The following is a 23,960-nucleotide window of genomic DNA, read 5'->3' as shown; positions in this document are numbered from 1 at the left end:
GAGAAGCAGGCGCGCCAGGTGCTCGAAGACCCTCCGCGCCGTGGAGAAGGCTGGAGCACTCCCGAGGAGGACCCTGAGCACGGGCACCCCCATCGATAGGGCCGCCTCGTGTCCCTGGCCGACCCCGTCCTGGAGCGCCTTGCCGCCTACCTCGACCACCGCCACCGGCCCACCACCCAAAACCCCCACCTCTCATCCGCTCGTGGGCACCTCGACCACCCCGGCCGCAGGTGACTACGTCGACGTGAAGTAACCCGCACGGCCCGTAGCGGCGCTCATGCGGGAACGCGGCGGTCGATGCACCTCCACAGGGACTCGAGGACGGCCGCCGCGATCACCGAGATCAGCACCGCCATCCACGACATGTCGCGCCGGAATGCCCGACCATGTGCCCGACCACGGGTCTGGCCGGGCCGCACCCATCCCCGACCACGGCTGGTCAGCACCGGTCAAGGTGTGTCCGCTGCGGCGGCCGCGCGTCATGTCTGGCGACGGTCGGGTCCGGTCCAGGGGGCGCCAACGATGGCCACCTGCAGGACGACGCGACCGTCATGTGCCTGGACTGGCACGGCACCAACCACTCCCAGCGGGACGCCGCCACCGGCGCCGACCTCACGGACGCCTCCCAACCGTCCAGGACGGCACGCACCACTCCCGGGTGATGATTCTGGGCGGGTGTTCCGAACAACCAACGGTTGCTGGGCATGGGAGCTGCCCGAGGCGAAAGCCGCCGTCGGGCCACGAGCGAACGTGCCGTCCTGGAAGGGGCCAAGAAGCACGTCCTGGGGCCGGAACCAGCCGTCTAGACGGCGCCCGTCATTATCCGGGGGAGTGACATGAGCCTGGAGGGCAGCGCTGTCCCGGTCTCGGTCGCCGCCGTTTCGCAACCGGACTGCCCTGGCGTCTCCCTACGGGGACTTGCATCCGTCCGGGTCAGTCGTGATGGCGGCGGGACCAGGCTCAGTGAGGGTGGGGGTGGTGCTCGACGCTCCCGTCGAGCACGTGTCCCCTGTCCCAAGGAGCACTGTCATGTCCGATCGCAATACCCTCATCCGCAGCCTGCACGATGTGGGTCTGGCAGCCTGGTTCGGCGGCTCCCTCATGGGCGCGGTCGGTCTCAACGGGGCAGCAAAGGATCAAAGCGAGACGGCCCAGACCCGGGCGCGGATCGCTTCAGCGGGGTGGGCGAAATGGACGCCGGTCAACGCCGCGGCCATCGGCGCGCACCTGTTCGGCGGCGGCGGACTGCTTGCGGTGAACGCTCACCGGGTCGCCGCCCAGCCGGGCGTAGGGGCCTCCACCACGGCCAAGACCCTCGTCACCGTTGCGGCCCTGGCCGCCACTGCCTATGCCCGTGTCCTGGGCAAGAAAGTCGAGCTGGCCTCCTCCTCCGACCCGCACGACGCCGAAAAGGCTGCCCAGCACCCCATCGACCTCGACACCGCCCAGCGGCAGCTGGCTGTCGCGCAGTGGGCGGTGCCGGCCCTGACCGGATGCCTGGTGGTGCTCAACGCCCTGCACGGTGAGCAGCAGCGTCCCGAGGAGCAACTGCCCGGTATGTGGGAACGAGCCCGCTCCGCCGCCACCCCCTTCGTCCCGCAGCACTCTTGAGGGATCTGCTCGCTCCGGGTGCGGAGCGCCGATCAACTCGGAATCGAGCCCCCGGCTATCTCCAACGTGGGAAAAAGGCCGTGTTGAAGGCGGTGGCGAGGAGTTGAAGGCGGTGGACGAGGACTGGAACCCCGGGTGGCCGGCGGAGGCGGTAGCGACTACGCCACGTCGGCCTTGTCACCCCGCAGCCCCTGGGCGTGGACGCGGGCGCGCCGCAGAGGCGCCCCGGCCTGGTGGAGGCTGGTGAGCGCCTGCCAGTAGGAGGCGATCAGCCCGGTCTCCAGGTAGTCCACGCCCAGGTCCTCGCAATAGCGTCGGACGATGGTCCTAGCCTTGCGCAGGTTGGGGCTGGGCATGCTGGGAAACAGGTGATGCTCGATCTGGTGGTTAAGCCAGCCCAGGGCAATGTCGGTGAACCAGCCGCCCTTCGCCCCCTCAGGCATCGGCGGAAGCCGCCTTGCGGTGGGCGGTAATCTGTCCCATCGGTGGTGTCTCATGCGGATTGCCTTGATGGCGCGGGCTTGGGCCTTCGGCCGACGTTCCGGCTTGTCCCGCGGATGTGGTGGATCCGCTGTGTTCTGAGGTGTCCCGGGGCTGTTCTGTGGTCCGGGCGTGAGAGGCGAGGCGGTGGTAGGCCAGGTCTGCTGCCTCGGTGGATCGCACGGGCAGCAGCTGGCTGCCGTCGAGTGTGTCCCGCAGGGCGGCGTGAGCGCAGCCGTAAGCGACCTTGTACTGGGGAGTTGCTGCTGGGGGCAGCCAGGAAATCAGAAGGATCTTGTTCTGGCGCGTGCCGTCCCCGGTCGCGAAGGGCAGGTCGTAGATGACGAGTCGCGGTTCGTTCGCGGGCAGGGCGAGCAGGAGTTCGTCGTGTGTCAGATTTCCTTCGTGTTCGACGACACAGCTGTTCAGGAGATCGTTGAGCCGGTAGATCACGGTGTTGATATCCCGCTTCGATTTCAGCTCCCAAAATGCGCTGGTGCAGCTGTCGTCCACGGCTATGTCTCTACTCATGGTGCTCTCCTTGATTACGGCAGAGGTGTACCCCCGGTGGCATTGACGATTTCCGCAGTGATGAAGCTGGCTCGTGGGGAGGCGAGGAAGACGTAGGCGGGTGCCATCTCTGCGGGCTGAGCAGGCCGGCCGAGGGGAGCCTGTTTGCCGAACTCGGTGGTGTCCGGCATCGTGGCGGGGATCAGCGGCGTCCACACCGGGCCGGGTGCCACAGCGTTGACGCGGATGCCGTCGCCCGCCACCATCTGCGCCAGGCCCTGTGTGAAGGTCACGATGGCGCCCTTGGTGGTGGCGTAGTCCAGCAGGTGCGGGCTCGGCTTGTAGGCCTGTACCGATGTGGTGTTGATGATCGAGCCGCCTGCCGGTATGTGGGGCAGAGCCATTTTGCAGAGCCAGAACATGCCGTACAGGTTCGTGCGCACAACCCGGTCAAACTGCTCGGTCGAGATCGCGGCGATGCCGTCCGGCTGAGACATCTGGTATGCGGCGTTATTGACGAGAATATCGATGCGCCCGAACTCTTCGACCGTTCGTTCCACCAGGCGGCGGCACTGATCCTCATCGCGTATGTCGCACTCGACGGCGACCGCCCTGCGTCCTGCCCCTTCGACGAGCTTGCTGGTTTCGGCTGCGTCTTCCGTCTCCTGGGAAAGGTGGGTGAACAAGACGTCTGCGCCCTCGCGCGCATAGGCGAGGGCTACGGCACGGCCGATGCCAGAATCGCCACCCGTCACCAAGGCCTTTCGGTCCGTGAGCAGTCCGCTGCCCTCGTAGGAGTCTTCACCGTGGTCGGGCGGTGGGTCCATGGGCCCTGTCCATCCAGGATGTTCCTGGTCCTGTTGCGGAAGGTCGGGGCGGGGATGCTTCTCTACGGGGTTGTCGGGCATGGATCGCCTCCGGAGGTGTTTGGGCTGCGAAGTCGGCCACCTCTTGGCCGCAGACGGCGACACATTGTCGTCTGCAGGGGCGGCCAGAGGGCTGAGCCTGTTCGGATAGTGATGTTGATCGAGATGACGAGTACCCCCGGCACCCGCGTCATGCGCAGTGTGCGATTTTGGGCATTAATGCGTCATTGCGCCGTCCTGAGTCATCGCCCGGGAGCGGCCTGTCGCGTCCTGGACGGTCGTGAGGCCGGCTCGTCTCGAGGGCCTGATCCCGCACGCCGCGCTTTCGTACCAGCGCCCGTCCCGAGGCGCAGCGGCCGACCTCGCCGCAGCTGGTGAGGTGGTGGGGGCCGGGGCACGTGTCGTCACCCCCAACACCTTGACCCGGGCACCGGTCACGCCGGGGTGCCGTTCAGGTGCACGCCGGGCCCCACCGGGCCGGCAGTCATCCAGTTGGGCCCTGTCACGTCCCGGCGCCGCGACGCCGGCATGCGGGCCCGCAGCCGACCGCTACAGCGCTACCGTGACGTGGCCCGCCCACACCCGAGAAGCCCCATGGAACGCCCCACCCTGGATGACGTGTTGCCCGCCGCGCGGGAGATGCTCGTCATGGCCGCGCGGGACGCGACGGGCGAGGAGATGGCCGAGGTCCTGGTGCGACTGGGGGCGGCACCCGCGAGGGCCAGGCCCATGTGAACCTGCTGCTCACCGAGGCGTTCGCCGGCATCCTCGACGCCGAGTGCGTGGCCATCTGGCGCACCCCGGAGGGCGTGCCGGACGTGCAGGCGCTGGAGGAGATTGCCCACGAGCCGGGCGAAGCGCAACGCTATGTGGCAATGAAGGCGGACGACGGGGAGGAGATCAGCCTCGCGGACGCCAAGGCGCGCATCGCCAAGCACTCCAGCGCCACCGATCTCGCGGCGCTGTACCTCCGGTACCGGCACCTGCGCCCCGAGGAGCTCGACGCGTTCATCGACGACGCCCGGAAGGTGACCCCGCTGATGGTCGACCACGTGTGGGGGGTCCTGTGGGTCGCTTGCGCCACGGTGCGCACGATGGCCGCGTACCGAGCCGCCGCCGCGGCCATCGACTGATCGTCACCGGAGTCGGGGCCATCGTGACTACCCCAGACAGCGTCATCGCGCGGGCCGGCTCATCCTGCTCGGCGGCCCGCTGTCTGACCGGCTCGCACACCGCATTCCCCACGGCCGCATTGCCCACCTGTCCGTGACCCGGCCGGGAACATGACGATGACCGCAGCCGTCCTCGACCACGGCGGCGCCGCCCTGCCGGTCCTGGTCGCCGAGACCGTCAGCAAGGCGTACGTCGTCAATGACGGGCCGGGCGAGCTGACCGACATCGTGACCAGCCACCTCCTCGGACGGGGCTTCACTCTGGTCTCCCGGCTGCGCCAGGCGCCGCCGCAGCTTCCCGAGTGGGTGTCGGCGTGCTCCTGCTCGGCCAGGGCCCGGCCAGTGAGGACGGGCTGATGATCCTCGACCCCGACGGCGAGAGGTTCTTCGCCGGGACGGTCGACCTGCCGGGCGGCGCCACGACGACAAGGCGGCGGCCAAGGCACTGCGCGTCGCGGGCCAAGCCGGACAACTGGTCGGCTTGGCCCGCATCGCCATCGGCACCGCGCCGGCCCCAAGGACGTAGAGACCACCGCTGGTTGATCCGGGCGACGGGTGGGGTAGAACAGGAGCCGGGTGCACTCCGGTGACGGACGGGCACCCACCACAGTTCAGCCGGGGAAAGCCCCGGCGCTATTTCGAAGGACAGCAGTATGGCCAGCGGCACCGTTAAGTGGTTCAACTCCGAAAAGGGCTTCGGCTTCATCGAGCAGGAGGGCGGCGGACCGGACGTCTTCGCCCACTACTCCAACATCTCCGGCAACGGCTACCGGGAGCTGGCCGAGGGCGAGCACGTCACGTTCGACGTCACCCAGGGCCAAAAGGGCCCCCAGGCCGAGAACATCGTCCGCGGCTGACACAAGCAGTCCGTCGACGCCCGAGGCCTTCGAGAGCCACGGAGTTGAAGAGGGGCCCGGCATGGTCGGGCCCCTCCGCCGTTCTCGCGTCCGGTGCTGAGGGGATCGCCGTGGTGTGGGCAGCCCGGTCCCGCCAGAGCATTACAGGACCGGGCTGCAGTTGAGGACCAACGGCCGGGCCCCAGCTTCCGCGCATCCTAGGACGCAGAACAGGCCTCCCGATCACGGCGGCGACATCAGCCACTGCGAGGACGTACCCGGTCGGGTGACGCTGCCCCGTTCCGAGAACTGCTGGCCACGGCGGCGCGTCGTGCCGGGCATGAGATCAATCCTCGATGGGCACGTGGCGGAGCCGGGCCTTGCGGTAGTAGAGATCGCGGCTGCCGACGACGCGACCGCTTTCGCTATCCAGCAACTGCTCGCTGAGCGCTGCGCTGTCGCATGCGCAGATTGAACGACTCGAGATCCGGGCGAGCCCGGCGTCCGCTTGCGCCTTTTCGCCGGTCTGCGCCAGGAGCCCGACGCATAGACGCCCGCGCCGTAGCGCTGTCAGAAGCTCCAGCTGTAGACGCCCCCACCCGTGCTCACCGCCGACGCCGCGAGCCGGGCAACTCCCTGCAGGACCGCCAGTAGATCATCGTCGGTCATGTCGTCCCGTCGGCGGATTTGAGCCTCGTGGTCCAGCGATCTGCCAGCTCCTCCAGTTCGGCGGAGCTGGCGCTGGCCAATGCCCGGGGCAATCGCCGAGGCAGGGCGAACACCTCAACGCCATCGTTCAAGGGTGCGGTGACCCAGTCCGGCAACGGCCACCCATGGAGTTGCTCAAGCGGCGGGACCTCGGCCGAGGGCTCCTCGAAGTACATGTCCCACTCGGCGATGGCAGTGTCTGTCTCGATGAAATGACAGGGCACAGGCTCAAAGGCCCGGCCGGGTCCCCCCAGGTACGTTGCGGCGGCAGTCTCGTCGTCGGGGGCGAGGAAGAACACTATGTCGTGGGCCATCCCGGCATGATGGCATCTCGCCGTACTGGCGCCGGTGACAGGTATCGGGACCAGTCACCGATCGCCACCCTCGTTGCGTTGTAGTGCCCTGGCTGTCAGTGCCGCCCACTACCGTGGATCAGTCGGCGCGAGGTGTCAGGCTTTGGGTCGGGTCCATCGACGATCGACCCCACCCGGAGCGACCGGGTGGCGAACCCGGTAGCGCTCCCGTCGGCGATGAGCACGTCCTCGCGGTCGGACCCCCGCCCCCACGGGGCCGTCGACACGGAGCAGGCTTACTGCTGCAGCCGATCGCGCACCAGGTGGAGGAAGTCGGCGCTGGCCAGTGTCGTGAGGGGCGCCGCCGCCAGGCGGGTGGCACGAAGAGCCATCAGGAGGCCGACTGCCAGCGCGGTGGCCCCCACACGCCGAGGCAGAACGGGCAGGTGACCAGTTCTCCGACGGCGTGCTGCAGGCCGCTGCCGCGGACGTCCTCCTGGAGCTCGCCGGGCCCGACGTGCCCCGGTACCGCGCGAACGGTGCCCTCAGCGGGTTGGTCACCGGGTCCTTGGCGAGCAGCCGGGTGACCTGATGGGTCGCGCCCGTCAGGAGCAGCAGATCGAAGGCGGAAGGCGGCGGTACCGGGCGCTGCCCCGCACGCACCGCCGCGACCAGGCCGGCCCGGATTACGCAGATGGAAAGGCAACCAGACCGGCGAGCGCCCCATCTTCCTGCCGTGGGGCCCGGGCAAGCCCCCGCTGTTCCGGGGCCCTGGCCCTGCCCGTGTCGATCTGCTCGGCGGCCTGCCGCCCAGCGAACAGAAGGAGCAGTCATGCGAAGCAACGCATGTGCATTATTTTCGGCAAGACGGAAGTCCTCGGGGGGATATGGCCTCTTTACTCTGTTCCTCTCGGTGGCGGTGATGATCGCTGCAGCCGCGCTGCCCGGTGTCGCGCAGGAAGCCGTTGCGGCGGATGCCCCAGGGTGCTCGGCGCACGCCACGTCCTTCGCCACCGCGCCGGTGGAGGAGGGCACTACCGGCCTGCGCATCGGTTGCGCCCGCGACGCAGGAGGCCTTCGCGGGCTGGCGCGTGGTGACGACGACCTGGTGGCGGCTGTTGACTTCAATCCCGGGGACCGGTCGGAGCAGCTGCACGAGCTGATGCAACAACTGGTCGACACCACCAAGAAGGACCAGGCCAACGGGCTCTCCCTCGGCGATTCCCTCACGCTGCAGACCGAACGGAACAGCATCGGCTACTACCAGCAGCCGGGCGACAGCATCGACTATGACGGCAGCGTGCAGATCGTCGGTGACAGCCTGGTGTTCGTCGTGCCGGCCGGCGACATCGCCGCTGCGGGCTTTGCGGACGGTTTCTGGAAGAAGTTTGTCGCGGGCCTGGCTGCTGGTGCCGCCGGGATCGCGGCCAGCGCACTGTGCATGATCATCCTGAACGCGAGCGCGGCCATCCTTGGAGCGGTCTGCGGCGCCGTGGGGGGAGGCGTGGCGGGGGGTGTCGGTGAGCTGCTGAATGCCGTCCTGGAGGAAAAGCCGATCGACGCGGAGGTGTGGGGTTCCGTGCTGGGCAGCGCGATGGCAGGTGCAGTCGCCGGCGGAGCCGGCGGTTGGCTCCTGAAGTTCGTGACGGCCGGATCCACCTCCTTGGTCCTCAATATCCAGAATTCGCTGCGCGAATGGGCGTCGAAGCTCGGGGCTTGGGGGAACCCGCTCGGAGCCGTTGCGAACATACTGCGCGACGGCAACGTGGCCGAACGGGTGATCGAAGCCGTCCGGCGGGGCGTTGGAGGGTTCGGCACCAGGGACGTAGCCCTGCGGGTCATGCCGCTGGGCGACTCCATCACCTACGGCACGGGCAGCACCAGCGGAGCCGGGTACCGGTCGACGTTGTACAGCAAGCTCAACGAGCAGGGCGAGGTGGAGTACGTCGGCTCGCAGTGGTCCGGGCCGGCGATTTCGCCCAACTCCCACGAGGGGCATCCTGGCTGGCTGATCGGGGACATCGCCGGCATCGCGGACTCCGTTCTGACGACGTACCGGCCCAACGTGGTGCTGCTGCACATCGGCACCAACGACATGAGCAACAACGTCGACCCCGACGGCGCGCCGGCCCGGCTCGGCAGCCTGATCGATCAGATCCTGCGGAACGACCCCAAAGTGACGCTGCTCGTCTCGACCATTGTGCCGTCCGCGTTCCCGGGGACCAACGCTCGGATCGCCAGGTACAACGCGGCGATCCCCGGTGTCGTGGAGGCCCGGCGGGCGGCGGGCAAGCACGTCCGGCTGGTCCGGATGAACGCGGTCACCACCGCCAATCTGGCCGACGGCCTGCACCCTGACAACCTCGGCTACCAGAAGATGGCGGCGGCGTTCTACGACGGACTCCTAAGTGCGGCCGAGGACGGCTGGCTGGCGGGACCTGGCGGGGGCGATGGACCGGTCGGGGGGCCTGTCAAGGGGTGGTTCCCGCAAGGGACCATCGCCGGTGGCGTCGGCGCGACAGGCAGTCATATCCGGTTCGCGGACATCAACGGCGACGGCCGGGCCGACTACCTGAAGGTCAACGACGACAGTTCGGTCCAGGCGTGGCTCAACGGCGGGCCCAACCCCAAGGAACCTGCTGGCAGCGACTGGCTGTGGTTCCCGCAGGGGACCATCGCCGGTGGCGTCGGCGCGACAGGTACTCGGGTTCGCTTCGCGCCGCTCTACGGGACACACTCCGCCGACTACGTCCTCCTGGGCAGCGGCGATGGCGTGAACTACGACAGCTCCGCTCAGGTTTGGCAGAACGGCGGTCTCAACCCCAAGGAACCTGCCGGCAGCGACTGGCTGTGGTACCCGGGCGGGACGGTCGCCAGCGGAGTCGGCGTCGACGGAGCACACATCCAGTTCGCCGACCTCAACAACGACGGCCGGGCCGACTACCTCGATGTCGACCCTCAGAACGGCGCCACCCGGGCCTGGATCAACTACGGCTGAAGACACCACGGACACCGGAGCCGCGCTCCGCTTCCGTACCCGAGAGCACTGATCCGCCGGGGGTGGGCGGCATGGTCCCACCCCCGGCAATTCGCGCCCTCCCTGAGACTCGGGGGCCGCGGTCGACTACACCCCCGACATCACCCCGCCCACACCGCTCGCCTCACCACCCCCAAGAGCCCCCACTTCTCGCGAGGGGAAAGCAAGAGAAATAGCAGCAAAAGCGGGCCAAACACCCTCTGAAAGAGCGTTTTGTCCCAGCAAGGTTGTTTGGTGGCGCTTCACTAGGATGAGTTGAGAAGGCTGCTGGGGCGAAGGTGTTCCATGTGATGGATGGGGTAGATGCCGCTTTTCGGTCGCCCGTTTCCGTTGGTTCGCTCCTGTTTGATCCCAGGGCACCCCCGCTTGGCTCCGTTTGCGCCCTGCAGGGACGGGTCGGCCGCCGGTACTACCGAAACATGACGCGACAACGCCCGTATCCCAGCGACCTCTCCGATGCGCGCTGGGAACTGATCGGTCCTGCGCTCACCGCTTGGCGGGCCGAGCGCAGAGGCAAGGGTCTCGACATCGGTCGCCCGCCGAGCATGACCTGTGCCGCATCATGGACGCCATCCTCTACGTCGACCGCACCGGCATTGCCTGGCGTTACCTGCCGCACGACTTCCCGCCGTGGGAGACGGTCTACGGCTACTTCGCCGCCTGGCAGAAGGAAGGCGTCTTCGACCACCTCAACGGCCTCCTCCGCCATCTGATGCGGGAGGCCGAAGGCCGCGATGGCGAGCCGACCGCCTGCGTGTTGGACGCGCAGAGTGTGAAGACCTCCGCGAACGTGCCCGCGGCCGGCCAGGGCATCGATGTCGGCAAGAAAATCGCAGGCCGCAAGCGCCACATCGGGGTCGACACCCTCGGCCTGCTCCTCGCCGTCTGGGTCACCGCGGCGAGTGTCTCCGACAACGTCGGCGGCATGCACCTGATGTCCCACATCGCCACCACTCACCCTCGCGTGACCAAAGCATGGGCCGACACCGGCTACCGCACCAAAGCCATCGACCACGGCGCCCGCCTCGGCATCGACGTCGAAGTCGTCCAACGCGAGCCGGGAATCAAAGGCTTCAAGGTGATCCCGCGGCGCTGGATCGTCGAGCGCACCTTCGGCTGGCTCATGCATCACCGCCGCCTGGCCCGCGACTACGAAACCCACCCCCACCGCTCCGAAGCCATAATCCACATCGCGATGATCGACCTCATAAGCCGCAGACTCACTCGCGAGTCCACCCCCAACTGGCGCGACACCTGAACCTCGAACCAGACAACCTCGCTGGGACAAAACGCTCTTTGGTGACACTGTCCGCCCAGGGCGGGCTCAGCGCTGCGGCTGAGGCGCAGCCAGAAGCGGGATCTGTGCCTGTCGGCCACGGTCTTCCCCATCCCCGCCCGGCATCGGGTTTGGCATCGCGCCCAGCGTCTGCTCCGTGTCAGCCGACACGCTGTGTCTCGACTGCCGCCTGGGCGGGCACGTCGGGCAGCGGGACGGTGCAGGAGGCGCAGCGTCGGGCCTCGGCGGGGACGGGACTGAGGCATTCGGGGCAGTCGCGCTTGGGTGCCTGGACGTCCTGGTGGGGGGCGAGGCGATCGTGGAGCTTGTTGATGGGCAGGACCACCAGGAAGTACAAGGCGGTCGCCAGGAGTAGGAAGCTGATCGCTGGGTTGATGAAGGATCCGTACGGGAACCGGGCGGCGCCGACCGTGAACGACTTGTGGCTCATGTCCCCGGCTGCTCCCGTGGCGAGCCCGACCAGCGGAGTCAGGAACGCACCGACGAAGCCGTTGACCACGGCGGTGAATGCGGCGCCGATGACGATACCGACGGCGAGGTCGACGACGTTGCCGCGAAGGATGAAGTTACGAAAGCCCTTCACCTGGTGTCTCTCCTCTGCATGCCCCTGGAGGGCGTGGGCGTGGGGTGGCCCCGGTGGCTGTTCTGTTCCCTCCCGGATGCCCCGCTTCCGGTCGTCGATGCGGTTTTACCGGCGGGCGTGGCGGCCGCGGGGGCGCCGGTGCAGCGGAGCGGTCCGCGTGGTGAGGAGGAGTTCCTCGTACCGGCCCATGGCGAGCACAGCGGCGAGTAATGCCCCGGGCAGGGAGAGCGCGGGGAGGGCGGTGGTCGGTGCCGCCGGGTCTGGCATTACGTGCCGGGTACGCCGGCGAGGGCGGCGCCGGGAAGGACCTCGCTCACGGGGAGGTCGAGAGCGTGGGCGAGTTCGCGAAGCTCTTGCTCGGTGGGGTGGATGGGGCCTGCGGTGCCGTCCTGGATGAAGGCTCTGATGCGTGGGGTGCGGATACCGGTGCGGTCCGCGAGCGCCTGCGCACTGAGGTGCCGGCGGCGCATGGCTGCTTCGAGGACGTGCGGCAGGTCGGCCATTTCCTGCTCATGCCCCGGTCTGGGGCCCTCATGCCGTGCCGTAGCCGAGGGCCCCCTAATGCGCGTGAAATTACAGCGACGCGCAGCAGAAGGGCGACCTCGCAGCGGCCTGGGGGCCGCGCAGAGGCAGTTCAGGCGCCTGCGACACGGTGCCGCCCCTGGGAACCGCTTGGCTAGAGCCAGCCGCTGCGACGGAAGGCGCGATAGAGGAGCCCGGAGGCCAGCGCCATGAGAGTGATGGCGAGTGGATAGCCGTAACTCCAGCGGAGCTCGGGCATGTGCTCGAAGTTCATCCCGTAGACGCCGGCGACCATGGTCGGGATCGCGAAGATCGCCGCCCAGGCCGAGATGCGGCGCATGTCGTCGTTCTGCCAGATACCCACCCGGGCCTGCTGCGCGTCCAGGACCGAATTCAGCAGCTCGTCCAGGGACCGGACCTCGGTGTCGGTGCGATTGAGGTGGTCCGCCACGTCGCGGAAGTAGGGCAGTACCTTCGGCGGAAAGTCCTGCCCCTCCTGGCCCGGCCCGCTCAGGAGCTCCTCCAGAACAGGGACGAGGGGCTGTACCGCGTCACGGAACTCCCGCACCTCCCGCTTGAGGGAGTAGATCTGCTCGGTGTGGTCGACGCGGGAGACGGAGAAGACGCAGTCCTCCAGCTTGGTGAGCGCGGCCCGCACCTTGTCCGCGGCGTCGCTGTAGGCGTCCACGACCACGTCGAGGACGGCGTGCAAGACGGACAGCGGGCCGAAGCGCAGCATGCCGGGGTCGGCTTCCAGCCGGCGGGCGGCTTCAGCGGCGGGGTCGACCGCACCGTGCCGGACGGTGAGCACGCACCGAGGGCCGACGAAGACCATCAGCTCCCCGGTCTCCACCGCCGCATCCGCATCGACGTACCAGAGCGTCTTGAGCGCGACGGCCAGCACGTCGCCGAAACGTTCACGCTTGGGGCGCTGCCGTGCCTGGACCGCGTCTTCGACCGCCAGGGGGTGCAGGTCCAGTTCCTCGGCCAGCTGGATCAGCTCGGCTTCGGCCGGGTCCACCAGGCGTACCCAGGCGAACTTGTCGTCATCCAGGCCGCGCAGCCGCTTCAGCATGAGCTGGCAGGCTTCGTCTTCCAGGCCGCACTCCACGGTCTCCGACCGGCCGGAGCGTTCGTCGTACATTACACATTCCATCCCACCCGCATGCTTCGCCACGCCGATTTCATGCACCATCGGCCTCCCAGCACTTTCGCCCCACTGGCTTCGCCTGCTGCTCCCACCTGCGCAACCACGTGGCGCGCAGGTATGTCAGCCGCCGGGCGGGTAGACGGGCCACATGCCACTGCCAGGGGAACTGTTGTCCGAGTCCACGGTGCGGGACGCGATCGGATGGCTCGTCCACGCGATCGAAGCCGCCGGAGCACTCATCATCTTCACCGGAGCCATCTGGGCCTTCATCCGGTTCGCCGCCACCGGACTTCGCGGACGCTCCCTCATCACCGAGTTCAACAAGATCCGTCTCAACCTCGGACGCTTCCTGGTACTCGGCCTGGAATTCCAGCTCGCCGGAGACGTCCTGCGCACAGCGGTCGCGCCCAGCTTCACCGAAATCGGCCAGCTGGCAGCCATCGCTGCCATCCGGACCCTCCTCAACTTCTTCCTCACCCGGGAAATCGCCCAGGAACGCGCAGAGCTCGAGCACGACCAGAAGCAATCCGCACCACACCCCGCTGCCCTCTGAGCACATACATCCGGCCGTGTCGCGCGTCGGCGCGGCTGGAGGGGGCCGTGGCCACCGCAACCTGCCCCCGCACCGAGGTGCAGCGAGTCTGCCTGGATCGCATGGGACCGAAAAGCCTGCGACCCCCAAGCGCAGACCGTAGTGCCGAAGACCGCGGCCGGCGGACAGGACGTCGGCCGCGTCGTGCCGTCCCCGTCTCGCACCCGCCGCACCGCCGCACCGCCGTACGTCGGCTTCACCGGCGAAGCGCAGGTGGATCATCTCTTCTGTCCGGCCGCACTTCGGGCGCTCTGGCTCGCGCGGTTCGTATCGGCTCGCCGTATCGATTCGTCATGCCGGCCTCCTTCCGTACGGGGTCGCGGCACCCGGCATTCCCTCGTCAAAGGGTGTCGGCCAGTTCTTGAGGGGTCAGGGGCTTGGAGGGAGTCGTTCAAGGCTCCGGAATCCTTTTCGGTGATCGTCGACCGATCCTCAGAAAGCGGTATCGGTTCCTTGGCGCCGGGTGGCTGGTCTAGTACTCCAGCAGCGTTTCGCTATCTGGCCTGGTCAGAGGTGTCGTCGGGAGTGTAGTTGGCTGATGGAATGTCAGGGGAGGTCTTGCCGGACCGCCCCTCCAACGAGTGGCATCGGCGCTGGTAGTGACAGTGCCTGGCGACGGCCTGACGTCTGCGCCGCCATCGCGACCATCTCAGCGCATGGATGCGAAGTGGCGGGCAGGGCCGGTGTGCGGGGCCAGTTGCCAGGAGCCGGCGGACTTCTGCCACGGTGAGCGGGACCATGGTGGAACCGTTTCTGCGTCCCCCTTTGCCGCCGCCTGTGCCGCCGTGGCCGCGAGAAAGGCATGCGCGAGCATGGCCAGGGTGATATGTCTCATCCAGCCGACGTAGCGGCGGACTTCGTACTGGTCCAGGCCGCACTCGTTCTTCGCGGCCTGGAAGCATTCCTCGATCGCCCACCGGCGCCCGGCAACGCGCACGAGCCGGTCGACGCCGGTGCCCACCGGCGAGTATGCGAGGTAGTAGGCGATCTGATCGGGTCTGCTGATACTGCGTCGGGCCAGCGCCCAGCGGTGATGGGTGGGCCGCTCACCGTCGAAGTCCTCGATCACCGGGAGCTGGACGGCCGCCCAGTCATAGACACGCGGGCCCTTGGCGCCGTCGCCGCACGAACGTTGCTCCCATGCCTCATCCGGCGCCTGGCTGAAGAGGTGGTCGATCCGGCCGAAGCGCGGCACCGGCTGGGACTTCGGGACGGCGAGCACGTAGCTGACTGCGGCTTCTTCCAGCATCCGGTCGGCATCCCAGGTGGCTCCGTTCAGCAGCCGCTGCAGGCCGTCTGGGGTGCGGTGACCGGCGTGTTCGGCCAGTTGCCAGCCGTTTTTGCGGCCGACCGAGCCGAGTAGGGCGCGGACATAGTCACGCATCCGGCGTCGCAGGTCGGCACGGCCGAAACGGTGGCCGATGCGCAGGAAGAGGTCGTCGAGTTCACGGTCCCAGGTCGTGTCGGCAAGGTCGTCGATCACGTAGGGAGGCTGCCCTCATCACCGCTCAGACAATTCTCAATGCCACTCGTTGGAGGGGCGGTCCGGCAAGACCTCCCCTGACATTCCATCAGCCAACTACACTCCCGACGACACCTCTGACCAGGCCAGATAGCGAAACGCTGCTGGAGTACTAGGGGCATCTTGAACACCCATCGTGTCGCCGGGATGAAAAAGTACGCAGCCGACCACGAATGGCTCACCATCATCCAACTGCCCTCCTACAGCCCGGACCTGAATCCCGTGGAAGGCATCTGGTCTCTACTGCGGCGCGGGTGGATGGCCAACACCGCATTCACCGACCCCGACCACCTCACCTACACCCTCCGCCGAGGACTCGCCCACGTCCAGCGCCATCCCGAACTCATCGACGGCTGCCTCACCGAAACCGGACTGACCCTCACCCCAGACCACCCGAAGCCAATCCGAAAAGGTCAGTAGACGAAGACCTTCACCGATCCCCGTCTCTCGCGGCCATCGTCGACCGCCTCACCTTTAACGGCACCATCATCGAGACTGGCACCGACTCCTACCGCCTCGCCAGCACCCGAGCCGAACACGCAGAAGCGGGCTGATCAACTGCTTCAACGCTTGGCCGGTAACCGCTGAAGACCGGCCAGGCCGACGTCATCCGAGCGGGACACGTCCTGGGGCCCAGGGACTGGCGTCCAGATGAGCTGCGATGCGTGTGATGGTCCGGGCGTTGTCCTCGAACAGATGCGTCTGCATGCCCGCGGCCTGGGCGGCCTCAACGTTGACTGCGACATCGTCGATGAACAGGCAATTCTCCGGCTGCACGTTCAAGCTGGCGCATGTGGCCTCGAACGCACGCAGGTCAGGCTTCTCGATGCCGATCTCGTGCGAGTAGACGATTTGCTCCACCAGTTCGTCGAAGTGATACAGCGTCGTCTCCCGGTCCCGGGCGCCAACGAAGCTGTTGCTCAGGATGCCCAGCCTGCAGGTTCCGCGCAGCCCTCGCACATAGTCGATGAACTCCTCGTTTGGCGTCCCCAGATACTCCGCCCAGAGATCAGCCATGAAGGCTTCGACCTTGGGGGCGTCGAGACCCAAACGGGCCGCCACCTGCTCGTGCACCTCTCGCTCGCTGATACTCCCGACGCTCCCAGCCCGCCACACGTCACGCATCCGCTCATGGACAGTGCCCAGTGGCAGGTCCAGCCGCTCTTCCCACCGTTGCACCCATCCGGTTTCCGGCGTGATCTCCAGCACGCCGCCGATGTCGAGAATGACGCAGGTCGCGGTCACGCAAGCTCCCCCTCTTCGTTCTGGCCTGACCAGCGAGCACAGACCGCCCGCTCATGTGGTCGACAGAGACACCGTCGCCTCTCCCCCTGGGGCAAGGTCAAGCGATCTCCGAAGCTTGTGACAGCCCTGTCGCAACCCGCCGACTCGACTCGCCTCAATCAGCAGGTGCCTTCAAAACTCGTGACGATCCGCGAAACCGTCGACCGGACGCTGACGTCGATACTCGTTAACAAACGCTGTCGCAAGAAGTGATCGAAGCCATCCGGGTGCTCGACGCCCTTCTCAGGCATGCAGGACGGGTCGATAGATGAGCTCTTGGATGTGGCCGTCGAGCGTCCGGTGCTCGATCAGCTCGAGGTCGAAGTCGGCCGCACCCTGGAAGATGGGGTCCAGCCCTGTCTGACCGGTGATCACCGGGAAGAGCGTCACCTGGACGCGGTCCACCAGACCGGCGGCCATCAGCGCCCTGTTCATCGACAGGCTGCCGTGCGAGCGCAGGGGAACGTCGGAGTCCTTCTTGAGACGGGCGACGACGTCGACGGCGTCGCCGCTCACGACGTTCGCATCCGGCCAGTCGAGAGGTCCTTCCAGGGTCGACGACACCACAGTGGCCGGCAGGCTCCTCATCCGCGTGACCCACGGGTCGCGCACTTCGGACTCGTCGGTGCTCGCCGCGATCATCTGCGCGAACGCCCTGTACGTGTTGGCTCCGAAGACCATCCGCTGCTCCTCGTCGTACACGGCGAGGCGGCGGTCGAGGAGCTCGGGGCCCTGCTTGCCCCAGTAGCCGGTCCAGTTGCCGCCGGCGGCGCCGAAGCCGTCGAGGCTGGAAAAGACGTCGAAGGTGTAGGTCGTGGTCATGACGTGATCCTCGAGTTCGTTTGTCCGGGTGTGTTGATAGAGACTGGAAGTCACGGCAGAACTAATCGCCGACGGACTCCTGGAGTCCAGCGCGGCCCCGGATGCGGTCCCAGGCGACGGTGCTCCTCAGGGATGGCCGCACAGGAGAAGCGGGACATCCCTCGGTAAGCATTTCCCAGGCGGTCCGCCTCCGCATCGTGGAGGCTGCACGGCGCCGTGCCCGCCCGAAGCTGGCCGATGAACGGGTTTCGACGGCGGCCCTACTTGCGTGGCTCTTTGTACGAGGGTCAAGATCCGTGAGCCGCCGTGTCACCGTGACAGGAGGCAGGGCCTGTGTGTGGGGGCAGCGGAAGCAGGAGCCCATCTCGTACTCGTACGCCGCGATCAGGACACCCAGACGATCCGTGGGGGAGGGTTCGGGTGAGGAAGTCACCAGCCCAGCTCCTTACGCTGCCTGAGCCGCTCCTCGCGCGTGATCGTGATCTTCAGCCGCTCAGGGCTTGGGGCCGTCCACGTGAGAGCCTGCGCATACACCTCGCGAAGGACGAACGTCCCGCCCTTCACATCGGTGACGATGCCTTCCTTGTCGGCGTCCTCGTCCCATACCTGGTCGCCCACCCACGCCGTCCGCTGCTCGTCGCTCACTGGGCCGGCTCGACCTTCATCTCGGCCCAGACGGTCTTGCCCCACGGGTGGAGATCGGTGCCCCAGCGGTCCGAGAGGACATCCACCAGGACAAGGCCACGCCCGCGGATCTGGTCGCCGTTCGAGTCGGTCCGCAGCGTGGGGACGGTCCGGGAACGGTCGACGACCCCAAGACGGACCCCGTTCTCGGTGGGCCGGGCGACGATGACGCGGATCGAGGGGAGGCGCGCGTGGTCGACCGCGTTGGAGACCAGCTCGGTGATGACGTTCAGCGCGTCCTCGACCAGCTCCTCCTGCTGCCACGCCGCGAGAGCGGTACGGACCAGGCTGCGCGCCACGCCAGCACTCTCCGGCACGCGGTCGAGCGTCTGCGAGTATCCGGGGTGCCCGGTTGGGTGCGGTGTCACAGTCATCAGGACCTCAGGGGGTGCGGGTGTGATGTGGCTATGCCTGAGTGAACGGGTCCGGACCGCCGAGCGGCAGGAAAAATCGGTGCGCTACGCATCGAGCAGTACCGGAAATTTCTCCCCGTCCCTGCTCACGGACAGGGGTGCACTCCCTACCGTGGGTACGTGGACGGCAACGAGCGCTTCATCAGCGCCATGGACGAGCGCGGCGTGACTCAGGTCGAGTTAGTGGACGCGGTCAACGCCCGCCTGATCTCATCTGGGCACGAGGGCACGGTCAGCGACCGGACCGTCCGCAACTGGCAGACCAGAAGGACCAGGTGGCCCCACCCCCGTCAACGCCAGGCACTGGAAGCAGTATTCGGATGTACGGCCGAGGAGCTGGGCTTCAGCCCTCCGGCCCGGAACCGTCCCGCCACCGAACCGGAGTCCCCTGTGAACCGCAGGAACTTCCTCACCGCCACCACCGGAACCGCCGCAGCCGTGGCGCCGTTCGTCGGTGCGCCGCCTCAGGTCGGCACCTCCGACGTCATCCGGCTCCGCTCGGGCCTGGATGCTCTGATGACCCTCGACCGCAGCAGAGGCGGCCGCGAAGACCTGGAGCGGGCTGCGTTATCCGGAGCCGCCGAGGCACTGAAGAAGCAAAAGTTCGGGGCCACCCAACGAATCCGTCAGAGGTCATCTCAATTGGTAAGTGTGCCTTCGCGCGGGAGAGTCAGGCTGTCGGACCCAAGCATCATGGCTTGACCGTGATGTGAGACTTGCAGCATGGACATGGGCCGTGAATCGCGGTGGGAAAAGGACGCAATGACAGTAGAGATCGTTTTCGCCCTGGTGACTGCCGTCGCGTTGGCCGCGGCGGTTTTCGCCGTCCCTCTGACTCTCGCACTGGCCTTTGACCTCTCTGGTTCAGTGAGGAAGGGCGTGTTGGTGGGGGGTGCACTGCTCGGAGCGACGGCCGGAATGTGGCGTCTGGTACGGGTGTTGCGTCGGTTCGACGAGCAGCGCCGAATGGGCCGCTGACTGCGGAGTTTCTCCTTGAAGTCGGTAGCCTGCCGACGCGGGGATCGTTGAGCGGCTGGTGCCGGACGAGTTGTGGGAGTTGTTCCAGCGGGTGGTGCCGGAGGCGCCGAGTCGGCCTCAGGGTGGCGGCCGGCGTCGGCACGGTGACCGGTAGGTGCCGGCCGCGATCGTGTTCGTGGCCACGTCGGACTGTACGTGGCAGCAGCTTCCGTCCGCCTAGTTCGGGTCTTCGGGAGCCACGGCTCACCGGCGTTTCACGGAGTGGTCCAGGGCCCGGGTGTGGGCGAAGCTCCATCGTCTGGTCCTGGAGGAGCTCAGTTCCCGCGGGGAGCTGGACTGGTCCCGCTGCGCGATCGACTCGGTGAACATGCGAGCCCTGAAAAAGGGGATCTGACAGGTCCGAATCCGGTGGACCGGGGCAAGTACGGGTCGAAGATCCACTTGATCACCGAGCGGACCGGGCTGCCCCTGCCGGTGGGTATTTCGGGTGCGAACATGCACGACAGTCAGGGCCTGGAGCCGCTCGTGCGGGGTATCCCGTCGGTCCGCTCACGGCGCGGTCCGGGCCGCCGCAAACCGGGCAAGCTGCACGGCGACAAGGGCTACGACTACCACCACCTGCGGCAATGGCTCCGCAGCCGGGGCATCACCCATCGCCTGGCCTGACGCGGCATCGAGTCCTCCACCCACGCGGACACGGCCCTGCAGCTCCTCAGGGAGGCGCACGGTGAGCTGGACGCCGGCCCCAGGCCGTTCGCGGCCTTCCTGGACGTCTCCGGCATATGGGCCCCGGCCGCGGCGTTCACCGCTGCCGAGGCCCATATGCCCTCTGCCACCCAGCAGTTCGCAGCCCTGGCCGAACAGACCGCAGCCCGCCTTGTTCGTGGCCGCGGGCAAGGAGCTGTCGCCGGCGCAGTGCGTGTTGTACGCGGGCGTTGCCGGGCCCTGCGCTAGAAGGTCAGGTTCCAGGCGTCGATCTTGCCTGTGTCGGAGGCGGCGTTGTCGTTGACGCGCAGCTTCCAGGTGCCGTTCGCAACCTCCGAGGAGGCGTTCACGGTGTAGGTCTGGGCGATGTTGTCGGCGCTGCCGCCGGCGTGGTTGTGCAGCGTGTAGACGGTGCCGTCCGGCGCCACCAGGTCGACCTTCAGGTCACCGATGTAGGTGTGCTTGATGTCCACACCCACCTTGAGGGTGGCCGGGGCGTTGCCGGTCACGCCGGTTATGGCGATCGGGCTCTCCACGGTCGCGTTGTCGTTGATGGCGAAGTCCGCGAGGTTCTCGAAGTACTTACCGGGCGGCGGAGTGGTCCCGACGGCCTTGAGGGCGTCGACTTGTCCTTCGCCGAAGAACGCATTGTTGGCCGTCGTGCCCGTGCAGCGGCTGTCCGAGGGGCAGGCGATGTCGTTGGCCTGGGCGGCCAGCTTGGCGCGGATCTGCGCCGGGGTGATGCCCGGGTTGGCGCTGGCGATGAGTGCCGCCACGCCGACCACGTGCGGGGTGGCCATCGAGGTGCCGCTCTTGCTGCCGTAGCCGCCGCCGGGGACGGTGGAGTACACGTTGCTGCCCGGCGCCGCGACGTCGATGACGCCCTGCCCGTAGTTGGAGAACGAGGCCTTGGTGACACCCGTGCCGTTGGCCGCGACCGTGACCACGCCCGGCAGCTCGGTCGGGATGTCGAGGCAGGCGTTGGTGATCGTGCGGGTGACCGGCGTCGAGTCGTTCGGGCTCGCGGAGTCGGTCGTCTTGTGGGCGAGGTCGTAGTTCTCGTTGCCCGCGGCGGCGATCTGGAGGGAGCCCTTGCCCTCGGCGTACTCCTGGGCGCGCTTGACGCCCTCGATGATGGCGGCCTGGTCGATGTTGTCCGGGCAGTTGAACTGCCACGGGTCCGTGTAGTAGCTGTTGTTGGTGACCTTGAAGCCGTGGTCACCGGCCCAGACGAAGCCGCAGATGGTGTTCTCGGCGAAGAAGAAGGAGTTGCCCGGCTCAGCGACCCGGACCGCGGAGATCTTCACCCCGGGGGCTACGCCGACGACGCCCTTGCCGTTCTTGGCCGCGGCGATGGTGCCCGCTACGTGGGTGCCGTGCGTGTCGACGTCCCGCCAGGCGCCGACACGGGTGTCGGGCTTGCCGTAGGCGCAGGAGACCGAGTCGGCCGCGTTGAAGTTGGGCGCCAGGTCCTGGTGCTGGTCGTCCACACCGGTGTCCAGGATGCCGACCGTGACGGAGGCGGAGCCCGGGTTCACGGCCCAGGCCTGGTCGGCCTTGATCTGGCTCATGTCGGCCCGGACCGGTTCTCCGGCCGGGGTCGAGGCCTGGGCCGGATTGGCCGGGAGCGCCGGGTTGTAGGCGTCGGCCGGGACGTCCGAGGTGCGCGTGGCGCCGACCTGCTGCACGCCGGCGACGCCGCGCATGGTGGCGGCGAATCCGCTGGACGCCGAGTGGGCGACGATCACGCCGATGGCGTCGAAGTTCGAGAAGACGGTGCCGCCGTTGGCCGCGATCGCGGAGCGGACCGCCGAACTGTCACCGGGGGCGGTGATCACGAGGTAGGCACGCGTGCCGGCCACCCAGGCCGCACTCTGGGAAGCCAGCACGGCAGTCGGAGCGTGGGCCTTGGCGGTCGGCGCGGTGGAGGGGTCGACGGGGAGCGTGCCCGCGAGGGCGCCCGGGGCGCCGAACGCGAGGGCGGCGCCGAGCGTGGCCGCCAGGACCAGCGTGCGTCTGGGCCAGCTGGATATGTGGGGTATCAATGCGTCCTCCGGAGACGGCCCGGCCGTGCTGAGGGCACCGGCGGGGCCGTACGAAACGAGTGGTGGATGCAAGATGTCAGGCGCGTGCTCCTGTACGGAAGTACCTTTCCGTACAGGGGCGTTATAGGGGAATGGCTGAAAAGAGACGCACTCCGGGCATCGGAGGGTCGGGATCCACCGGGAGCTCGGCGATGTCGACCGCGCCCTGGCGTATGCCGCCGACCTGGTGCCGGCCGTACTGCCCGCACCAGGGCGCCGGACCCGCGCGGCGACCGGCACCGCCCGTGCCCTGGTGGCCGTCGGCGACGTGCCGGCTACATCCGTTGACGGTTGTCAGCGTTGGTCGTCGTTGAGCACCCTAGGGCGGCCCGGCGGGTGCTCAACACAATGGTGGGTGAAGCCCCTCGACACCCGGGTCCCAGTTAGAGGGATGGATCACTCTTGTCACGCTTTTTCGTTCCCCGGTCGGCGAGGTAGGTCCGCTGGACTAGTCGCGCTCGGGCCAGATGGGGCCTTGATCGGTCCAGATGACACCCTTGTTGCGGCAGAGGCAGAAGGGGTGGCCGATGGGGTCGGTGTAGACGCGGAAGCCGTAGCCGTCGGGGCCGGTGCAGTCCCGCTGCAGGGTCGCGCCGAGGGCCAGGATGCGGCGTTGTTCGGCCTCGATGTCGTCGACTTCGAAGTCGAGGTGGAACTGCTTGGGGTGCTCGCTGTCGGGCCACTGCGGGGCGCGGTAGTCATCGACCTGGATGAAGGCCAGCTCGACCGCGCCGAACTGGATACCGGCCCAGTTCTCGTTGCTGCCCTCCTTGACCGGGAGCCCCATCACCTCGGAGTAGAAGGCCGCCAGACTCATTGTGTCCGGGCAGTCGATGATGAAGTCGGTTAGTCGCAGCATCTTGCGATCTTGCCACAAGATCAAATGAGCCGTTCGCTCCGTGTGGGCTCCTCGGTTGGAGGCGCGCCCGCACGACGGCCCGGACACGAAAGAACTCAGCGTAGAAACAACGCCCTGACCTTGAGGCCAAAACACCCGAATCGCCTGAAGCGGCTCGCAACCCCATCGACAGCCACCACCCCGAGCGCGACTGCAGGGGAGGCTCATCGACCGCGGCTTTGTAAGGGCGGACGTGGTCGTCGGCATGTCTACCAAGGTCACTACGGCTGTGGTGGCAGCCCCAATGAACGGCGCATCTCGACTGCGGTGGGCCGTGGTTGACCGTGGTTGACCGCGCGATGTGGCACGGCTGTGGCACGTTCCGAACGACCGAGCGTTTAGAAGGTGCTTTGCCCGTACGCCTGCAATCGGGCCCCGGCCTGGGCAATCACCCGCGCCGACGACCGCTTGCCACTCGGCTTCGACAGGCGTTCGACACGGCCCGGATCACTCGTAGATGGTCGCCGCACGCAGAGCTCGTGCGAAGAACCTCCAGTCACCGCTATCGGGCAGCTCGCGGCCAGTGTTGCTGTACCAGCCGTCCGCGTCGTCGATCCATGCCGCCAAGGCTTCCAGGAAGCTCGGGAGGTCTGGGTTCTCCCATGAGCTGCCATCCCCGGCGTGGCTGCGCTGCAGGGAACGGACGAAGGTTGCCAGGGCTTCTCTGCTGTCGACGTGCTCAGGAGAAGTAGTCACGCCCGGACCCTACTTGGCACGCCAACTCCGGGGCCCGGTGAGCACCGCCTTGTAAGGGCGTGCAGATCTTTAACTCGTGGCTTTTCGTTCGGTGGTTCGTTGGTCCGGCATGAGTGAGTTGAAAGAGCAACGGGCCGTGCTGGCAGCCAAGTTCGAGGCAATACTGCCGCACCTCGACGAGCGGCAGCGTCGTCTGCTGATAGGAGCGGAGGCTCAG

25 protein-coding genes and 8 pseudogenes are annotated in these 23,960 nt (G+C 67.6%); 15 read left to right on the top strand and 18 right to left on the bottom strand.

Annotation, left to right across the window (positions count from 1 at the left end):
* Window positions 1–180: hypothetical protein (locus tag ACFYW9_RS40260; RefSeq protein WP_389160012.1), on the bottom strand; the 180-nt coding region annotated here is incomplete at its 3' end.
* Between the two features lie 335 nt (window positions 181–515).
* On the opposite strand from ACFYW9_RS40260, the pseudogene ACFYW9_RS40255 reads away from it, so the two are divergent.
* Together ACFYW9_RS40255 and ACFYW9_RS40250 are read left to right on the top strand one after the other, a co-directional pair.
* A pseudogene (locus ACFYW9_RS40255) lies at window positions 516–662 on the top strand (serine/threonine-protein phosphatase); the annotation flags it as partial.
* Window positions 663–1,029: 367 nt separating this feature from the next.
* Entirely contained in the window at window positions 1,030–1,611 is a 582-nt protein-coding gene (locus ACFYW9_RS40250; RefSeq protein WP_389160010.1) for a hypothetical protein, read from the top strand.
* 158 nt (window positions 1,612–1,769) lie between these two features.
* Here the strand turns inward: ACFYW9_RS40250 and ACFYW9_RS40245 are convergent.
* From ACFYW9_RS40245 to ACFYW9_RS40235, 3 genes and pseudogenes are all read right to left on the bottom strand, one after another.
* A pseudogene (locus ACFYW9_RS40245) lies at window positions 1,770–2,036 on the bottom strand (fatty acid desaturase family protein); the annotation flags it as partial.
* Window positions 2,037–2,046: 10 nt separating this feature from the next.
* Window positions 2,047–2,622, bottom strand: a complete 576-nt coding sequence (locus ACFYW9_RS40240; RefSeq protein WP_389160008.1) for a hypothetical protein — start codon at window positions 2,620–2,622, stop codon at window positions 2,047–2,049.
* A gap of 14 nt (window positions 2,623–2,636) precedes the next feature.
* Entirely contained in the window at window positions 2,637–3,509 is an 873-nt protein-coding gene (locus ACFYW9_RS40235) for an SDR family oxidoreductase (protein WP_389160006.1), read from the bottom strand.
* A gap of 552 nt (window positions 3,510–4,061) precedes the next feature.
* Between ACFYW9_RS40235 and ACFYW9_RS40230 the strand changes: the two genes are divergently transcribed.
* The 5 genes and pseudogenes from ACFYW9_RS40230 to ACFYW9_RS40210 all read left to right on the top strand — a co-directional run bounded on the left by ACFYW9_RS40230 (window position 4,062) and on the right by ACFYW9_RS40210 (window position 6,025).
* Entirely contained in the window at window positions 4,062–4,202 is a 141-nt protein-coding gene (locus ACFYW9_RS40230) for a hypothetical protein (protein WP_389160004.1), read from the top strand.
* Window positions 4,199–4,600: a hypothetical protein gene (locus ACFYW9_RS40225; RefSeq protein WP_389160002.1), complete on the top strand. Its 402-nt coding sequence runs from the start codon at window positions 4,199–4,201 to the stop codon at window positions 4,598–4,600. The genes ACFYW9_RS40230 and ACFYW9_RS40225 overlap by 4 nt, the downstream gene beginning before the upstream one ends.
* 156 nt (window positions 4,601–4,756) lie before the next feature.
* Entirely contained in the window at window positions 4,757–4,996 is a 240-nt protein-coding gene (locus tag ACFYW9_RS40220; protein WP_389160000.1) for a hypothetical protein, read from the top strand.
* A 296-nt stretch (window positions 4,997–5,292) separates the two neighbouring features.
* Window positions 5,293–5,496, top strand: a complete 204-nt coding sequence (locus ACFYW9_RS40215; protein ID WP_326790538.1) for a cold-shock protein — start codon at window positions 5,293–5,295, stop codon at window positions 5,494–5,496.
* 319 nt (window positions 5,497–5,815) lie between these two features.
* Window positions 5,816–6,025 (top strand): annotated as a pseudogene (locus ACFYW9_RS40210) (DUF6207 family protein).
* A gap of 115 nt (window positions 6,026–6,140) precedes the next feature.
* Here the strand turns inward: ACFYW9_RS40210 and ACFYW9_RS40205 are convergent.
* The gene (locus ACFYW9_RS40205; protein WP_389159998.1) at window positions 6,141–6,497 is read right to left on the bottom strand and encodes a hypothetical protein; all 357 of its coding nucleotides are present in this window, start codon (window positions 6,495–6,497) and stop codon (window positions 6,141–6,143) included.
* 370 nt (window positions 6,498–6,867) lie between these two features.
* A pseudogene (locus ACFYW9_RS40200) lies at window positions 6,868–7,310 on the bottom strand (DUF1360 domain-containing protein).
* Here ACFYW9_RS40200 and ACFYW9_RS40195 point away from each other — a divergent pair.
* Window positions 7,309–9,474, top strand: a complete 2,166-nt coding sequence (locus ACFYW9_RS40195; protein ID WP_389159996.1) for an SGNH/GDSL hydrolase family protein — start codon at window positions 7,309–7,311, stop codon at window positions 9,472–9,474. The pseudogene ACFYW9_RS40200 and the gene ACFYW9_RS40195 sit on opposite strands and share 2 nt — an antisense overlap.
* 458 nt (window positions 9,475–9,932) lie before the next feature.
* A pseudogene (locus ACFYW9_RS40190) lies at window positions 9,933–10,771 on the top strand (IS5 family transposase).
* A 178-nt stretch (window positions 10,772–10,949) separates the two neighbouring features.
* Here ACFYW9_RS40190 and mscL read toward each other — a convergent pair.
* The 4 genes from mscL to ACFYW9_RS40170 all read right to left on the bottom strand — a co-directional run bounded on the left by mscL (window position 10,950) and on the right by ACFYW9_RS40170 (window position 13,059).
* Window positions 10,950–11,393 (bottom strand): large conductance mechanosensitive channel protein MscL, encoded by a 444-nt coding sequence (gene mscL / locus ACFYW9_RS40185; protein WP_389159994.1) that lies wholly within the window; start codon window positions 11,391–11,393, stop codon window positions 10,950–10,952.
* A gap of 105 nt (window positions 11,394–11,498) precedes the next feature.
* Entirely contained in the window at window positions 11,499–11,660 is a 162-nt protein-coding gene (locus tag ACFYW9_RS40180; protein WP_389159992.1) for a hypothetical protein, read from the bottom strand.
* Window positions 11,660–11,896: a helix-turn-helix domain-containing protein gene (locus tag ACFYW9_RS40175; protein ID WP_389159990.1), complete on the bottom strand. Its 237-nt coding sequence runs from the start codon at window positions 11,894–11,896 to the stop codon at window positions 11,660–11,662. Before ACFYW9_RS40175 ends, ACFYW9_RS40180 begins: the two co-directional genes overlap by 1 nt.
* 173 nt (window positions 11,897–12,069) lie before the next feature.
* Window positions 12,070–13,059 (bottom strand): magnesium and cobalt transport protein CorA, encoded by a 990-nt coding sequence (locus ACFYW9_RS40170; protein ID WP_389159988.1) that lies wholly within the window; start codon window positions 13,057–13,059, stop codon window positions 12,070–12,072.
* 154 nt (window positions 13,060–13,213) lie between these two features.
* Between ACFYW9_RS40170 and ACFYW9_RS40165 the strand changes: the two genes are divergently transcribed.
* Window positions 13,214–13,618 (top strand): DUF1622 domain-containing protein, encoded by a 405-nt coding sequence (locus tag ACFYW9_RS40165; RefSeq protein ID WP_389159986.1) that lies wholly within the window; start codon window positions 13,214–13,216, stop codon window positions 13,616–13,618.
* 688 nt (window positions 13,619–14,306) lie between these two features.
* Here ACFYW9_RS40165 and ACFYW9_RS40160 read toward each other — a convergent pair.
* Window positions 14,307–15,140, bottom strand: coding sequence for a transposase (locus tag ACFYW9_RS40160; protein ID WP_389159984.1), 834 nt, complete (start codon window positions 15,138–15,140; stop codon window positions 14,307–14,309).
* Between the two features lie 162 nt (window positions 15,141–15,302).
* Between ACFYW9_RS40160 and ACFYW9_RS40155 the strand changes: the two are divergent.
* Together ACFYW9_RS40155 and ACFYW9_RS40150 are read left to right on the top strand one after the other, a co-directional pair.
* Window positions 15,303–15,599 (top strand): annotated as a pseudogene (locus ACFYW9_RS40155) (transposase); the annotation flags it as partial.
* Window positions 15,600–15,733, top strand: a pseudogene (locus ACFYW9_RS40150) (ATP-binding protein); the annotation flags it as partial.
* A 52-nt stretch (window positions 15,734–15,785) separates the two neighbouring features.
* Here ACFYW9_RS40150 and ACFYW9_RS40145 read toward each other — a convergent pair.
* From ACFYW9_RS40145 to ACFYW9_RS40130, 4 genes are all read right to left on the bottom strand, one after another.
* Window positions 15,786–16,424: an HAD family hydrolase gene (locus tag ACFYW9_RS40145; protein ID WP_389159983.1), complete on the bottom strand. Its 639-nt coding sequence runs from the start codon at window positions 16,422–16,424 to the stop codon at window positions 15,786–15,788.
* A gap of 282 nt (window positions 16,425–16,706) precedes the next feature.
* Window positions 16,707–17,285 (bottom strand): dihydrofolate reductase family protein, encoded by a 579-nt coding sequence (locus tag ACFYW9_RS40140; protein WP_389159981.1) that lies wholly within the window; start codon window positions 17,283–17,285, stop codon window positions 16,707–16,709.
* Window positions 17,286–17,714: 429 nt separating this feature from the next.
* A complete protein-coding gene (locus tag ACFYW9_RS40135) occupies window positions 17,715–17,930 on the bottom strand; it encodes a hypothetical protein (RefSeq protein WP_389159979.1) in 216 nt (71 codons plus the stop codon).
* A complete protein-coding gene (locus ACFYW9_RS40130) occupies window positions 17,927–18,286 on the bottom strand; it encodes an ATP-binding protein (RefSeq protein ID WP_389159978.1) in 360 nt (119 codons plus the stop codon). The genes ACFYW9_RS40135 and ACFYW9_RS40130 overlap by 4 nt, the downstream gene beginning before the upstream one ends.
* 216 nt (window positions 18,287–18,502) lie before the next feature.
* On the opposite strand from ACFYW9_RS40130, the gene ACFYW9_RS40125 reads away from it, so the two are divergent.
* The 3 genes and pseudogenes from ACFYW9_RS40125 to ACFYW9_RS40115 all read left to right on the top strand — a co-directional run.
* Window positions 18,503–19,084, top strand: coding sequence for a twin-arginine translocation signal domain-containing protein (locus ACFYW9_RS40125; protein ID WP_389159976.1), 582 nt, complete (start codon window positions 18,503–18,505; stop codon window positions 19,082–19,084).
* A 21-nt stretch (window positions 19,085–19,105) separates the two neighbouring features.
* The gene (locus ACFYW9_RS40120; RefSeq protein WP_389159975.1) at window positions 19,106–19,360 is read left to right on the top strand and encodes a DUF6332 family protein; all 255 of its coding nucleotides are present in this window, start codon (window positions 19,106–19,108) and stop codon (window positions 19,358–19,360) included.
* Window positions 19,361–19,403: 43 nt separating this feature from the next.
* Window positions 19,404–20,023, top strand: a pseudogene (locus ACFYW9_RS40115) (IS5 family transposase); the annotation flags it as partial.
* 287 nt (window positions 20,024–20,310) lie between these two features.
* Here the strand turns inward: ACFYW9_RS40115 and ACFYW9_RS40110 are convergent.
* The 3 genes from ACFYW9_RS40110 to ACFYW9_RS40100 form a co-directional block, all read right to left on the bottom strand.
* Window positions 20,311–22,110 carry a S8 family serine peptidase gene (locus ACFYW9_RS40110; RefSeq protein WP_389159973.1) on the bottom strand — a complete coding sequence of 600 codons (1,800 nt, stop codon included), beginning with the start codon at window positions 22,108–22,110 and terminating at the stop codon, window positions 20,311–20,313.
* A gap of 487 nt (window positions 22,111–22,597) precedes the next feature.
* Window positions 22,598–23,008 carry a VOC family protein gene (locus ACFYW9_RS40105; RefSeq protein WP_389159972.1) on the bottom strand — a complete coding sequence of 137 codons (411 nt, stop codon included), beginning with the start codon at window positions 23,006–23,008 and terminating at the stop codon, window positions 22,598–22,600.
* Between the two features lie 486 nt (window positions 23,009–23,494).
* Entirely contained in the window at window positions 23,495–23,743 is a 249-nt protein-coding gene (locus ACFYW9_RS40100; RefSeq protein WP_389159971.1) for a hypothetical protein, read from the bottom strand.
* Between the last annotated feature and the right edge of the window lie 217 nt (window positions 23,744–23,960).

Origin of the sequence: Streptomyces sp. NPDC002698 (genome assembly GCF_042888945.1) — a bacterium.
Taxonomy (GTDB): Bacteria; Actinomycetota; Actinomycetes; order Streptomycetales; family Streptomycetaceae; genus Streptomyces.
This window is presented reverse-complemented; position numbering and strand designations above follow the sequence as displayed.

Coding starts and splice junctions, on each gene's coding strand:
- ACFYW9_RS40250 (WP_389160010.1), top strand. CDS start 1,030: ATGTCCGATCGCAATACCCTCATCCGCAGCCTGCACGATGTGGGTCTG.
- ACFYW9_RS40240 (WP_389160008.1), bottom strand. CDS start 2,622: ATGAGTAGAGACATAGCCGTGGACGACAGCTGCACCAGCGCATTTTGG.
- ACFYW9_RS40235 (WP_389160006.1), bottom strand. CDS start 3,509: ATGCCCGACAACCCCGTAGAGAAGCATCCCCGCCCCGACCTTCCGCAA.
- ACFYW9_RS40230 (WP_389160004.1), top strand. CDS start 4,062: ATGGAACGCCCCACCCTGGATGACGTGTTGCCCGCCGCGCGGGAGATG.
- ACFYW9_RS40220 (WP_389160000.1), top strand. CDS start 4,757: ATGACCGCAGCCGTCCTCGACCACGGCGGCGCCGCCCTGCCGGTCCTG.
- ACFYW9_RS40215 (WP_326790538.1), top strand. CDS start 5,293: ATGGCCAGCGGCACCGTTAAGTGGTTCAACTCCGAAAAGGGCTTCGGC.
- ACFYW9_RS40205 (WP_389159998.1), bottom strand. CDS start 6,497: ATGGCCCACGACATAGTGTTCTTCCTCGCCCCCGACGACGAGACTGCC.
- ACFYW9_RS40195 (WP_389159996.1), top strand. CDS start 7,309: ATGCGAAGCAACGCATGTGCATTATTTTCGGCAAGACGGAAGTCCTCG.
- ACFYW9_RS40180 (WP_389159992.1), bottom strand. CDS start 11,660: ATGCCAGACCCGGCGGCACCGACCACCGCCCTCCCCGCGCTCTCCCTG.
- ACFYW9_RS40175 (WP_389159990.1), bottom strand. CDS start 11,896: ATGGCCGACCTGCCGCACGTCCTCGAAGCAGCCATGCGCCGCCGGCAC.
- ACFYW9_RS40170 (WP_389159988.1), bottom strand. CDS start 13,059: ATGTACGACGAACGCTCCGGCCGGTCGGAGACCGTGGAGTGCGGCCTG.
- ACFYW9_RS40165 (WP_389159986.1), top strand. CDS start 13,214: ATGCCACTGCCAGGGGAACTGTTGTCCGAGTCCACGGTGCGGGACGCG.
- ACFYW9_RS40140 (WP_389159981.1), bottom strand. CDS start 17,285: ATGACCACGACCTACACCTTCGACGTCTTTTCCAGCCTCGACGGCTTC.
- ACFYW9_RS40120 (WP_389159975.1), top strand. CDS start 19,106: ATGGACATGGGCCGTGAATCGCGGTGGGAAAAGGACGCAATGACAGTA.
- ACFYW9_RS40105 (WP_389159972.1), bottom strand. CDS start 23,008: ATGCTGCGACTAACCGACTTCATCATCGACTGCCCGGACACAATGAGT.